Genomic DNA, 13,740 nt, shown 5'->3' on the forward strand with positions numbered 1-13,740 from the left:
TCTCCGTATGTATATTTATTCATTCTTTGATTTTAAAATATATTAATTATAAATAATAAAACTTTTCAAATTTTTCTCTTTATTATAAATCTCGCAAACTTCATCAAAGATTCAGCCACTTTCAAAGGAGCTAAAAGTATTATCACCTTAAAAATACTTTTCAACGTCAAGCTAGTAAAATTTTTCAAAATACTTTTTTTTAAATCTTTTTTTAATGAAAAAAATTCTTTTTCATATTTTTCTAATAAACTACTATTTAATATAGCTAAAGCGCAGTCTAACTTTATTACAAATAGACTATGACCTGCTAAATTCAATAGTGATGGGTATTTCTTTTTTATTTGTTCTTCAATAAATTGAAAAGCTAAAATTCCTGTTAACCGCTCTTTTGTAAAATCTTTTGTCGTAAAACTAACGCCAGATTGAAAATAGTGATATTTAGCTTTGGATGAATAAACAATTTTATTTGATCTATCAAATAAATCAACACTAATTAAAACATCTTCACACATTGCTATCTTTTCATCTAATAACAAATTATCAAAGAGCTCTCGCCTATATAAGCGATTCCATAAAAACCCCGCAAATGGATTATTTTTTAGCATACATTCAATAGCTTCTTTTGAATTTAAAATTTGAACCATTTCTTGATTAGAATCCTTTTTTTGTTTACCATTAGGATAATTTAAAAATACTCCACATATAGAAATATCAGCATTATATTTTTCTATATTACAATGTAAATACTCATAAAAATCTGGCTCTAACCAATCATCACTATCTACAAAACTAATATATTGCCCCTTTGCTAATTGAATTCCTTTATTTCTAGCTGCACTAACTCCTTGGTTTCTTTGAGTAATGACAAAAATTTTCTCATTTCTATTTTTAAACTCATTACATATCTGTAAACTTTTATCATTGGAACCATCATCGATTAAAATAATTTCAAGTAGCCACTTAGACTGATTGATTACAGAAATTATGCATTTTTCTAGTGTCTTTTCTGCATTATAAATAGGAATGATAACACTAATTTTCTCCATCTTTTTTCCTCATACAATCACAATTATTTAACTGCTCTTTCCGAGCACCATCTACATTTTTCCCATTTACATAAATGTTTTTCATAATGATAGATATTAATTTTTATTAATTCTATACATCCAAATTTTTTTAATAGAAATTTTAAAACCTTTTTTATTGGATTTTGAGTAAACCTCTTTTCTATATTAACTAATCTTTCTTTAGGAATTTTATATTTTGATAAAATTTGTATGAAATCTTTGCAAATTAGTTTTGTATTCGTTCCGCTGATGCCTTCAGTTGAAAAAAAAGCAATAACTTCATCAATATATATGATTTTTTTTTCTAAAAAGTGTAATTTTAAAAAGAAATCGAAATCTGCTCCAATTTTATATCTTAAATCAAATTTATTCCCCTTCATCAACTCTGTTTTTACAAACATTCCCTGATGTGGAGTCATCCGACCATCTAGAACATTATCTTTTGTCAAAACAGTGCCGCTCTTTAATTGCAAAAAATGTTTTTCTTTTTCCACAACATAAACGCAACCACATAAAACATCTATATTTTTATCCAGCTTTAAAGCCACCTTTGCGATTATCTCACGATCAACTAAACTATCATCAGCACCTAAGAAATAGATATATGCGCCTGTTGCAATATCAATCCCCTTATTCATTGCATCATAAATTCCCCGATCAGGCTCACTCACCCAATAACCAATATTATCTTGATACTTTTTTATAATATCAACAGTTCCATCCGTTGATCCACCATCAATAATAATATATTCAATATTTTCATATGTTTGCTGAATTACACTTAGAATCGTTTGTTCGATAGTCTTTACAGCATTATAAGAGACCATTATAATACTAACTTTTTCTGTCATACTTCTTACTCCTTGGATCCAATACCTTCATTCATGAAAATTTTAAAACAAACTTTCATTCTATATTTTTGTAAAATTTAATATTTTAGATAAAACTAAATAAAAATCTAGCTTTATCTAAAATATTAAACCTAATAATAAAAGTATAAATAATTTAAAAAGCTAAGCACAAGGGTTCCCATCCCTGTGCTTATATATTACTACTAACCAATTCCAATAATATCTCTTACAGCAAATTCTCAACTACTCATTATAATTATGTACTTCAAATCCATGTTTCTCACACAACAAATCTTTTTTCGCTGTAACTAAGTCTTCTCTCACCATCATCGCGCAAAGCTCTTTCAACGTCGTCTGAGGCTTCCACCCTAATTTTTCTTGTGCTTTTGTAGCATCCCCAAGTAATAACTCGACCTCTGTTGGTCTAAAATATCTTGGATCAACTTCGACTAAAACTTTACTTGTAGCTTTGTCTATTCCCTTTTCGTTAACTCCTATCCCTTGCCATTCAATAGCAATGCCAACCTCTTTAAATGCCAATTCAACAAACTCACGAACCTCATGCGTTTCACCAGTTGCAATGACAAAGTCTTCTGGCTTGTCCTGCTGTAATAATAACCACATTGCCTCTACATAATCTTTTGCGTAACCCCAATCGCGTTTTGAACTGAGATTTCCTAAATAAATCTTTTCTTGTAAACCAAGTTTAATACGAGCAACCGCTCGCGTAATCTTACGCGTAACAAAAGTTTCTCCGCGCAACGGGGATTCATGATTAAATAGAATGCCATTACAAGCATACATTCCATATGCCTCTCGATAGTTCACCGTGATCCAATATCCGTACAACTTTGCCGCTGCATACGGACTACGCGGATAAAAAGGAGTTGTTTCCTTCTGTGGTGTTTCCTGTACCAAGCCATATAATTCACTCGTCGAAGCCTGATAAAATCTTGTTTTATTTTCCAACCCTAGAATACGAATAGCCTCTAATATTCTAAGAGTACCAAGCGCATCGGCATTTGCTGTATATTCCGGTGTATCAAAAGATACCTGCACATGACTTTGCGCAGCAAGATTATAGATCTCATCTGGCTGTACCTGCTGAATAATTCGAATCAAATTCGTAGAATCTGTCATATCCCCATAGTGCAAGAAGAATCTCACATCTTCTTCATGTTGATCTTTATATAAATGATCAATACGATCCGTATTAAACATCGAAGAACGACGTTTAATGCCATGAACTTCATAACCTTTTTCGAGCAAAAATTCTGCTAGATATGCTCCATCTTGCCCTGTTATACCTGTGATTAATGCTTTATTAGTCATCTATTTTTCCTCGATTCTAAAATTTCTTCGTACAAATTAATATATTTCTTTGCCACTATATTAATATCAAAAGTATCGATCACTTTTTTTCTAGCATTATGCGATAACATATTCCATCGTTCTTTATCTTCTAAAATATACGCAATGCCTCTAGCCAAATCTTCTGATTCGAACGGCTTGGCTAAATAACCATTTTGTTTATGATTAATCAAATCCGATATTCCACCAATATTAAATGCTACAACAGGTGTTCCACAGGCAATTGATTCCATCACCGTGTTTGGTAAATTTTCTGATATGGATGGAGCAATAAACACATCTGCTGACGAGTATAAAATATTTAAAGTAATATCATCATATAATCTCCCTAAATACGTCGTTTTATAATTGAAAATTTTTTCTTCTTTTGGCTGATTCCCACCAAATACAATAATCTCTATACAATCATCTTCAATAAAGTTACCAATTTTATTTAAAGCATCTATTAAATATTGATAACCTTTATTTTTATCTTTCGTAGAACTCATTGCTCCAAATAATATAATTTTCTTCTTTTTATTTATTGATAAAATATCTCTTGTTACATTTTTATCTATCGGCTTATATTTTTGTATATCAATTCCATTAGGAATAACTTTAATTTTATTGCAGCCTAACAAAGAACTCTCTTGAACACACTTAGCTAACCACTTACTTGGAGCTACAATAGTCATGTCTATTTTACTATATACCTTTTTTTTAGCTTTATAACCATATTGGGCCAAATCAATAAAGTGACCATTATTTAGTTGTTCACACTTTGCGCAATATTCCATATATTTTTTACAACTATATGGAATATGACACCCACCAGTAAATGCCCATGAATCATGTAATGTCCAAACTATAGGTAAATTGATATGTTGTAAATTATAGACTGATATAAAATTCTGATTAATCCAATGTAAATTGATTATATCAGCATTACTATTGTTTAAATAATCTATCCCTCTCAGATTGGATAAATAGTTTAAACTCCATGGAGTTGATACTTCATATCTTAAAATTAATTTTAATAAACTATCGGCACGTTGCTGTAATTTAGTCGATAATTTGTTCACTTTTCCTTCGAGTACATTAATTGTAGAATCATCATTTATTTTTTTTTGAACAAATAAATTTGATTTTACATTGTTTGCAATCAAACCTTTATGTATTCTATATGCAGCTCGTGCCGCACCGCCTACATCATCAAATGTATTAACATTTAAAACTTTCATATTGTAAAAAACCTTCTAATTTCTTTTTTGAAAACATTTACATCCCAATTTCTAACTAAATTCCTTGGTATTTCATATTTATTACTCCAGCTATGTACTTGCCCCGGAAAATTAGAAGCAACTTTTTTAAAATTATTATCTTTTAAAATTTTAATTGTATCATGATTATAATCACATTTTTGTCCAAAAGGATATGAAAATACTACTAATTTATCATTAATTATACTCTCTATTTTATCCGTAGATTTATCTATTTCAAACTTTTGCTCATTATAACTCTGTATACCTAGTCTTGTATGTGTTATTGTATGACCACCAATAGTTACTAATGGTGATTGAGAAAATTTTTTCAATTCTAATTCATTTAAAACACGATGAGTATCTCTATAATCCAAATTAGGAGTTAATTTTTCTATCAACTCATTAATAATATGAATTCTTTCTGTATTACTGACATCATTAAGTAACGGATGTAATTGATTATAAAAATTTAAAATTTCACCTTTACTGCCTGTATTCCACTTATATGCTACTCCACTGATATTAATAGTAACTTCAGCAGGTATAACCTTATTCAATAAAATTATTCTCTCTAAATCATCCCACCAAAATTCTTTATTAGTTCCAATATAACCTGAACTAATAAAAAAAGTTGCTGGTACATTATATTTTTCTAATATAGGTAATGCATTATAATAATTATCTGCATAACCATCATCAAAAGTAATGCAAATAGATTTTTCTTTGATATTATCCCATTTGTCTTCAAATCGCAATATAGGATAACTACTCTTTAAAAATTTGATTTGTTCATCAAAATTTTTTATACTAACCGATAGCAGTTGAGAATCTATTTCTAAATCAGCAACTCGATGATACAACAATATAATGACTGGTTTTTCTATAATATTAGAAGTAAGGTTTTTTAAGATTCTTATTCGCTTTCTTGCCTCATGGTAAAAATACCTTAGCATCATAATCCCCCTATCTTTTTATAGCAAAAATCTCTATCGTCACCTGATAGTCTACAATTTAATATGACGCAAATCCTCTATTATTAATCCTTATAAAAGAGCCGTTCAACTCACTATACTCCTCTATAAATATGCATTGAAGTCCCCAAATACTTATCCATATACTCTTGGATAGATTTATCAGTAAATCATCAATAACAAACAAAATTTTATCTAAAACTATACTAAATACTTTTTTATCAATTTATCCAAAATTAAAATTCTATGTTCAAACGTATGTTCATTTAAACACCGTTTATTGCCAGCAGCCGCAATTTGTCTCGCTTTACCTGGATGTTTATTCAACCATCTTATTTTTTCTACACAATCATCAATAGATTTATATGTAATAATCTCTGTATCTTCTTCAAATAATTCAGAAACATTTTGTTTCCAATCTGTGACTAAGCAACTTCCTACTCCAGTTGTCTCAAAAAGTCTCATATTCGAGGCATATATTGGAGATGTATCAGCATGTATATTCAAGGTTACTAATGAATCCCTAATAATTTGAAACATTTCCATACCAAATACAGGCCTCTTTAAATTATTTTTTAACGACATATTGACTGGAAGCACCGGACATTTTTCCCAATGTAAAGCCTTTTGTATTATAGGTATATGCTTTATCATACCTTCAAATCCTATATTTTCGCCACGTTTTACTGTTTTATAAATCATTTGTTTCAAAAATGGCTTTATAATATCTCTATATTTTATATTTGCACTTGGCGAATATATATTCAAATCAACAACTTTACTTATTTCAATTAACATGCGTTCACGTTCTAAATGAAATTGATTATCTCGAACTATTTGTCCTATAAAAGTATTATTTGCTACTTCTTTTTCTTTCAAAATATGCTGATTTATGCGTGGATCAAATGCATGGTGAATATGCTCTGCTTTTACGCCATAACTTTTTAACCTTGATACACTTTCTGGAGCACAACTAAGAATTACATTCATTTGGGACCATTGATCAGTCTTAGCAATAGCACTACCAACCCACCCCATAATAAGTTTTATACTCGTACATTCGCTTTTTATTTTTCGCAGCAAATCATAATTAATTATATCAAACCACAAAATTTCTGGTTTAAATTTTTTTATTTGAGCAATAGCAATATCTTCTAAAGAAAGGGTATGAGAATTTAATAAATTTTCACTTGCCCATGCAAATTGTATTCCTCTCATGTTAATAACTATCTCTTCTGCCTCATAACCTATATTGTTCAATGCATTACACCAACATCCTGCCCAAGCAAAAAAATCTTGATTATACTTCATTTTCTGAACTATATAGGGCTGTTGAATAACTTCGGGATAACGAGAATAAAATATATTTTCATAATATGGATATACATCTGTTATACGTAGCAATTTCATAAGATAACACCTAACAATATTATTTGATTTATTTCTATATCTTCCTCGAGTATCTACAACAAATTTGCTTTTTTTAATTGCGCAATAATCAATACAGTCGTGATTTGTTACTATCAAAACACAATCAAATTCTTTCAATTTTTCATCATTAATTTCAACGGATTTCAAATTAAATTTATATTTTCGCATCTTTGGAAGCGTTGCAACATAAGGATCATGATAACTAACCAATGCACCTTTATCTTCCTATAATAGCATTTTTCACAAAAACATTATCTACCTTTTTTAAAAATTGGTTATGTAAACTCATTTTTTTCATGTTCTTTTATCAATTATTTTATACACTTACTCAAAAATCAATAATTGGAGTAACTAAAATTAACATATAAGATAAAACCAATGTTCCGCCAACTCTCTTTAATAAAACTAATTCCTTTTAGTTACAAAAATATCAACAACGCTATTTTTTTACAATAACTTTTTTCATAATTGACTATCTTATTTTAATATTTTTTAAAATCTACTAATACCATTCTAAAATTCATACCATTACATTACAATTCTATTTTACAAATAAATAGAATCATAATCAAACATCCCATTATTAACCATATGTTCTTCATAAGAAACTTAAATTACTAAGGGCAAGTTTCTACACTTAAAATTTTCTTATATTTTTCCAAAATAACCTTTTCGGAGAATCGTTTACTAATTAACAATGAATTTTTACCCATTTGCTCTCTTAATACATTATCTTCAATTAGACGCTCTGAACAATTGATTAATTGTTCAATATCTAAAAATGGGACAAGGTATCCATTTTTTTCATTTATAATAATTTCTCTATCTCCCCCTACATCAAAAGCTACTACAGGCATTCCACAAAAAACTGCTTCTAATAAAGCCATTCCAAAACTTTCAATCAATGTAGGAGAAATTGCAAAAGAGCATGATTTTATAACAGAGATATTTTCGTGATAACTCAAATGCCCCGGACAAAATAATTTTACTCTCTTATCCATGAAATTAAATTCTTCTTTCAATTCTTCCGAAAGGGTTCCCGATAAGAAAAAAGCAATTTCATAATCTTGACGTTTATAACTTAACCGTCGAATAATTTCAAATACAAATCTACTACCTTTAAAGACACTTCCTGCGGCTGGAATGTAAATTAAAACGGCATTTTCAGTAAGACCTAATTCCTTTTTCATGTCTTTTGCAATAATATTATTAATCAAACCTGAATCTACTATGTTGGGAATTACTTCAATTTCCTTTTTCAGCTTATAGGTTTTATTAAACTCATTTTGCATATACTTAGAAGGACATATAACTTTATCAATCTTTTCTAATGCTATATTTTCAAATTTTAGTGTTAACTTTATGTCCTCAATATCACTTTTCATAACAAAAGGAATATTGTAAAATCGCGATGGATTATGATGTGAAATTAATATATTTAACACGTTATTTTTCTTTTTTATAAAAAAACCCGGACAACCATGATCTGGTATAATAATAACATTTGGTTCAAATTTTTCTACTTTTTTTGTCATGAAGAAGGCACCATACAATGATAAAAAAACATCCAAAGTATGCCAACCTATAAATTTAATATGCTTTCGAAAAATCTTTTTAATAACCCAAAATATAAACAAGCATATTTTTTTCATCCATGACGGCATACCTGAACGAACCACTTCATCCGTATCCTTATCTATTATTCCATCGTCACCAAACGTAAAGACTTTAGCATCATATCCATTGTCTTTTAATATTTTAAATAAATTATAATGAGCTGATGATATTCCTCCACCTCCATAAGGCGGAAAAGAAGAAGAGATAATTGCAATCTTTTTATTTGCCATAGTATACCACACATTTTATAAAAAATTTTATTTGATTTTTTAAACTCATTTGAAAAAAAATCTTTCTTTTTAAGCAAAAAGTCAATATATTTATATCATATATTTGAAAATTTTCTAATAAAAACAAAACATATTTATTAATAATTATTTTAAAATTTTCATTATATTGATTTTTGGAATTTAATATGATAAAGATTTTATTTAACAAATTCAACATCAAAAATAACTTATTTCTGCTTTTTTCTATAATATTATAACTACATATTTGATTAAATAAATCCACTTCATCTTTATCGAAATTCAAACCAATATTGGCTAAATTTTTTTCTCGGATTTTTTTTGCTGTCCCAGATTGTATACCCCTCATTTGCTGAGTAAAACTTTCATCATGAAGTCTATATTTATATAAAACCTCTTGTAAGTTAGAAAATCTAAACAAATCTATACATTTCGTCCATAGATGATAATCTTCAGCATACAAATAAGAACTATCATAAAACAGCTGGTATTTCATTACCAGTGCCGTTCGAATAATAATTGTCGCATGGGCCATAGAAGAATAAAATAGCAACTGTGCCTTTATTTGTTCATGTTCAACTGAGTATTTCCATACATCGCTTTTCCCATTCCCAAAAGTTTCCAACCAAGTACCGCAAACTCCAATTCCTAGATTATTTTCCATAAAGGCAACTTGCTTTTCTAATCGATCAATATAACTAATATCATCTGCATCCATTCTGACAATATATTCACCATTAGCAAGTTTCAATCCCTTATTTAAAGTATAAATTAATCCTGAATTTCTTTCATTACAAATTAATCGAATTCTAGAATCTTTATATGCTCTAATAATTTCTTCACTATGATCTGTAGATCCATCATTAATAATCAGAAATTCAAAATTTTTAAAAGTCTGTTTTAAAATACTTTCAATCGCTTCTTTTAAATATTGTTCTGCATTATAAACTGGCATCAAAACAGTTACTTTAACCTTATTTGCACTTAAATTTTCCATTTTTTTTTGATCATGATAAAAATAATCATTCCTCATCTTTTAAGATACACACTGAAAAGTCCTATCCAGTATATTTCAAAGTCCTTGTTTAATCCTTACTATAAAAATTTCATTATTCTAAAATTAAATAAACTTAATAATTTATTAAATAAAAACCAATTTTATCTCTTGCCTATAATAAAATTACTAAAACTATTTGCCAAACCACTTAAAAATGTATTCTTTTATAATCCATTTTAACATAAATTTAAGTGTATATTTTTCTCCAATGAATTTATTAAAATCAGCCAATGACAATATATTTGCGTTTAATATTTCATTGAAAATTTTGCCATCATCTTTTATATTATTAGACTTTTTTTTAGTAAAATTATTAATTACTTCTTTATAATAATAAATCAATCTTTCTACACTATGATCTGGATTCAACCTTTTAATACTTTCACCCGCATTTTTCTCCATCATTTGTAACGTACATTCATCTAACTTCAAAATAAATTCAATTTTATTAAACAAATCATCAGCATCATCTACTTTAGTAAGAAGCCCATTTACTCCATCTGTAATCAATTGTTCAAAACTAGTACCACTAGTTCCAATAACTACTTTATTATGCCCCATAGCTTCTAAACACGTATTAGGGAAATTGTCAATTCGTGAGGGTAAAACAATTGCATATGCCCCTTTTATAATTGGATATAACTGATTATGTGGTAACTTGTCAATACAAATAAGCCTATCTTTCAATTCTTTTGTACTATCAATAAGTTTCTTTTTTACACTTTCACCTTTGTATTCTGTATCTTTTCCTACAACGACAAAAAATAAATCATTATATTTAGCAAGCAGCTCATAAATCATCTTCGATATTGTATAAGCACCCTTTAAATATCCTACAGTACCGAAAAACAATAAATATTTTTTATCTTTCAGCAAATTATTATGCACAGATAAATCGTATTCCATATTAGGTATATAGAAAGGTGATTCAACAACTTCAACTTTTTTATCAACTACTTTTTCAATAACTTCGGCAAGTATTTGACTCGGACCAAATATTCCATCCACATTTTTTAAAGATAATTCTTCTAGCAAATCTTCATATTTATTGTTAAAAGTATTATAATCAATACCATACCCACTTCGCATTAATGGATTATAACTAGAAATTCTTATTACTGAGGGAACATCCAAATGTCTAAAAAGCGCAGTAGCATTATAACTAGCATATTGAATAATATTAAACGGTTTAATTTTATGAATTCTTTCCACCTCAACATTGAGGGCCTTACTTATATTTAATAAATGTAATGGCATATAGACTTTTAAATAATTAGCATTTTTTAAAAATACATTAGCAAAATCTACCGTCTTCACTCTTACACGGTAGACCTCAACTTTATCATGAATAATATATTCATCTCTATCAGATGCTACTATTATAACAGGCTCATGTCCTTTTTCCACTAAATAAACTGCCACTCTATGCAAATAATTCGATAAACCTCCATCAAAGCAGCTGCTTTCCGTAACATACTCTGGTGTTATAAAGCCAATGCGCATATTTTATCTCCTCAAACTAGTTTTGACTGTGACGAATAAACCACTCTACCGTTTCTAACATTCCTTCATGAATTGCATACTTAGGTGAATATCCCAAAAGATTTCTTGCTTTACTAATATCTGCTAAAGATTGTCTTATATCGCCATCTCTAAAAAATCCGTATATTGGATTGAATATTTTAGTTTCTGCTTTATTTTTTTTTATTTCTTCGCAAATCATCTCAAATAATTCATTTAGTGTCGTTTTCTGCCCATATGCAATATTATACACATTCCCGACAGCATCAATATTTTTAGTAAATGCGGCCAGTATATTCGCTTGTATCACATTATCAATATAACAGAAATCACGGCTTGTCTCTCCATCGCCATTTATTGTGATCTCTCTATTATTTATGATATTACCAATCCATCTAGGTATAACAGCAGAATATGCGCCTTTTGGATCCTGCCTTTTCCCAAATACATTAAAATACCTTAATCCTATACATTGTAGATTATAATGCATAAAAAACATACTAGCATACAATTCATCTACGTATTTAGTAACTGCATAAGGCGATAGCGGTTTTCCAGTTATCTCCTCTTTTTTAGGTAATGTCTTCTCATCACCATAAACCGAACTTGATGATGCATATACAAATCTTTTAACATTAGCATCACGAGAAGCAATAAGCATATTTAAAAAACCATCTATATTGCTAGCGTTTGTGGCAATAGGATCCTTAATTGATCTCGGAACAGACCCCAAAGCAGCTTGCTGTAAAACAAAATCTATATTTTCAGTGCATTTTCGGCACATTTCTAAATCTCTTATATCACCTTGAATAAATATGAAATTATCAGCCTGCTCGGAAGTAACACTGCTTAGTGCTTCATCTATATTGTGCTGATAACCAGTAGAAAAATTATCGATTCCAACTACAATCTGATTGAGCTTCAACAGTTCTTCTAATAAATTTGAGCCTATAAAACCTGCTACTCCTGTAATTAACCATCTATATTGTTTTTGAGACAATTCTATTTCAAATTTTTCTATCATCGTCATCATAAACTCCAATACCCCACCTGCTCTGGAATTTCATTTTTATCTAAAACTGATTTAACATCAATAATAACTCCCGTATAATCTTTCAGTCTTGAAAGAAACATTTCTGCTCCATGTTTTACATAGTCATCATGAGCAACTGCAATGATAATAGCATCTAAATCATTAAGTTCCTCCATATCATTGAGTACGATACCATACTCTTGTTTAGCGTCTTCAATATTAGCCAAATAATCATTAACTAATATTGAAACTCCATACTCCTTCAATTCCAGTAAAATATCAGGAACACGACTATTACGCAAATCCGGAACATTTTCCTTAAATGCAAGTCCAAAAACACCAATTTTTGATCCTACTATATCTTTATTCATTTTAGCCAAGGTTTTTACCGTTTGTTCTGCAATATATTTTCCCATACCATCATTAATACGCCGTCCTGCCAAAATAACTTGTGGAATGTACCCAAGTTCCTCGGCTCGATAAGTTAGATAATAGGGATCGACACCTATACAATGACCTCCTACTAATCCAGGAGTGAATTTTAGAAAATTCCATTTAGTATTTGCTGCTGCTAATACGTCCTGAGTGTTAATTCCCATTTTATTAAATATAATAGCTAATTCATTCATAAGCGCTATATTGATATCCCTCTGGGTATTTTCAATTACCTTTGCCGCTTCTGCAACTTTAATACTTGATGCTTTATGTACACCTACTTTTATAACCTTAGAATAAACATCTGCAATTAATTCCAGTGTTCTTTCATCTTGTCCCGACACAATTTTCGTAACATTTTCCAGTTTGTGTACTTTATCACCAGGATTAATACGCTCCGGCGAATATCCAAGATAAAAATCTTCTCCAACTGACAAATCTGATATTTCAGCTAAAATATCACCACAAATTTCTTCTGTTACCCCTGGATAAACAGTTGACTCATATACAACTATATCTCCTCTTTTTAAAACACTGCCGACTGTTTCTGATGCTTTAATCACTGGTGTCAAATCTGGACGATGAGCTTTATCAATTGGTGTAGGTACAGCGACTATATAAAAATTCACATCAGATAAATCACTAACATCACAAGTAATTTTCAAATTTGTATTTTCTAACTCTCCATCTGATAATTCACCAGTGTAATCATGACATTCTTTTAATTTAGTTACTTTTTCACAACTGATATCAAATCCAACCACAGAAGAAAATTTCTTCGCAAAAGCAATTGCCAAGGGCAGACCAACATAGCCTAATCCAATCACACCTATTTTAACCACTGTAATCCTTCTTTCACATATTTATCTAGTGATTCACTTACATCTTATCAATATT

Annotated in this window: 11 protein-coding genes; all 11 read right to left on the bottom strand. The window is 29.3% G+C overall.

What is annotated here, in order from left to right; genetic code table 11:
* Positions 1-65: 65 nt before the first annotated feature.
* Complete coding sequence (locus BN6559_RS07040) at positions 66-1,046, bottom strand: glycosyltransferase family 2 protein (protein ID WP_110954056.1); 981 nt, start codon at positions 1,044-1,046, stop codon at positions 66-68.
* Positions 1,047-1,069: 23 nt separating this feature from the next.
* Positions 1,070-1,918, bottom strand: a complete 849-nt coding sequence (locus BN6559_RS07045) for a glycosyltransferase family 2 protein (RefSeq protein ID WP_110954057.1) — start codon at positions 1,916-1,918, stop codon at positions 1,070-1,072.
* A gap of 243 nt (positions 1,919-2,161) precedes the next feature.
* On the bottom strand, positions 2,162-3,250 hold the full coding sequence (gmd, locus tag BN6559_RS07050; protein ID WP_110954058.1) for a GDP-mannose 4,6-dehydratase: 1,089 nt from the start codon (positions 3,248-3,250) through the stop codon (positions 2,162-2,164).
* The gene (locus BN6559_RS07055; protein WP_110954059.1) at positions 3,247-4,509 is read right to left on the bottom strand and encodes a glycosyltransferase family 4 protein; all 1,263 of its coding nucleotides are present in this window, start codon (positions 4,507-4,509) and stop codon (positions 3,247-3,249) included. The genes gmd and BN6559_RS07055 overlap by 4 nt, the downstream gene beginning before the upstream one ends.
* Complete coding sequence (locus BN6559_RS07060) at positions 4,506-5,486, bottom strand: polysaccharide deacetylase family protein (protein ID WP_110954060.1); 981 nt, start codon at positions 5,484-5,486, stop codon at positions 4,506-4,508. The genes BN6559_RS07055 and BN6559_RS07060 overlap by 4 nt, the downstream gene beginning before the upstream one ends.
* 216 nt (positions 5,487-5,702) lie before the next feature.
* On the bottom strand, positions 5,703-7,142 hold the full coding sequence (locus BN6559_RS07065) for a glycosyltransferase family protein (RefSeq protein WP_110954061.1): 1,440 nt from the start codon (positions 7,140-7,142) through the stop codon (positions 5,703-5,705).
* A 407-nt stretch (positions 7,143-7,549) separates the two neighbouring features.
* Positions 7,550-8,779: a glycosyltransferase family 4 protein gene (locus BN6559_RS07070; RefSeq protein WP_110954062.1), complete on the bottom strand. Its 1,230-nt coding sequence runs from the start codon at positions 8,777-8,779 to the stop codon at positions 7,550-7,552.
* Positions 8,769-9,794 carry a glycosyltransferase family 2 protein gene (locus BN6559_RS07075; RefSeq protein WP_199883818.1) on the bottom strand — a complete coding sequence of 342 codons (1,026 nt, stop codon included), beginning with the start codon at positions 9,792-9,794 and terminating at the stop codon, positions 8,769-8,771. The genes BN6559_RS07070 and BN6559_RS07075 overlap by 11 nt, the downstream gene beginning before the upstream one ends.
* A gap of 192 nt (positions 9,795-9,986) precedes the next feature.
* The gene (locus BN6559_RS07080; protein ID WP_110954064.1) at positions 9,987-11,357 is read right to left on the bottom strand and encodes a glycosyltransferase family 4 protein; all 1,371 of its coding nucleotides are present in this window, start codon (positions 11,355-11,357) and stop codon (positions 9,987-9,989) included.
* Positions 11,358-11,373: 16 nt separating this feature from the next.
* Positions 11,374-12,408: an NAD-dependent epimerase/dehydratase family protein gene (locus BN6559_RS07085; protein WP_324609405.1), complete on the bottom strand. Its 1,035-nt coding sequence runs from the start codon at positions 12,406-12,408 to the stop codon at positions 11,374-11,376.
* On the bottom strand, positions 12,405-13,685 hold the full coding sequence (locus tag BN6559_RS07090) for a nucleotide sugar dehydrogenase (RefSeq protein WP_199883819.1): 1,281 nt from the start codon (positions 13,683-13,685) through the stop codon (positions 12,405-12,407). The genes BN6559_RS07085 and BN6559_RS07090 overlap by 4 nt, the downstream gene beginning before the upstream one ends.
* Between the last annotated feature and the right edge of the window lie 55 nt (positions 13,686-13,740).

The sequence above is a fragment of the Massilibacillus massiliensis genome, assembly GCF_900086705.1.
Taxonomy (GTDB): domain Bacteria; phylum Bacillota; class Negativicutes; order FLKF01; family FLKF01; genus Massilibacillus; species Massilibacillus massiliensis.

What these genes read in the sequence shown, in the direction of transcription:
- BN6559_RS07040 (WP_110954056.1), bottom strand. Translation starts at nt 1,046, where the DNA reads ATGGAGAAAATTAGTGTTATCATTCCTATTTATAATGCAGAAAAGACA.
- BN6559_RS07045 (WP_110954057.1), bottom strand. Translation starts at nt 1,918, where the DNA reads ATGACAGAAAAAGTTAGTATTATAATGGTCTCTTATAATGCTGTAAAG.
- gmd (WP_110954058.1), bottom strand. Translation starts at nt 3,250, where the DNA reads ATGACTAATAAAGCATTAATCACAGGTATAACAGGGCAAGATGGAGCA.
- BN6559_RS07055 (WP_110954059.1), bottom strand. Translation starts at nt 4,509, where the DNA reads ATGAAAGTTTTAAATGTTAATACATTTGATGATGTAGGCGGTGCGGCA.
- BN6559_RS07060 (WP_110954060.1), bottom strand. Translation starts at nt 5,486, where the DNA reads ATGATGCTAAGGTATTTTTACCATGAGGCAAGAAAGCGAATAAGAATC.
- BN6559_RS07070 (WP_110954062.1), bottom strand. Translation starts at nt 8,779, where the DNA reads ATGGCAAATAAAAAGATTGCAATTATCTCTTCTTCTTTTCCGCCTTAT.
- BN6559_RS07075 (WP_199883818.1), bottom strand. Translation starts at nt 9,794, where the DNA reads ATGGAAAATTTAAGTGCAAATAAGGTTAAAGTAACTGTTTTGATGCCA.
- BN6559_RS07080 (WP_110954064.1), bottom strand. Translation starts at nt 11,357, where the DNA reads ATGCGCATTGGCTTTATAACACCAGAGTATGTTACGGAAAGCAGCTGC.
- BN6559_RS07085 (WP_324609405.1), bottom strand. Translation starts at nt 12,408, where the DNA reads ATGATGACGATGATAGAAAAATTTGAAATAGAATTGTCTCAAAAACAA.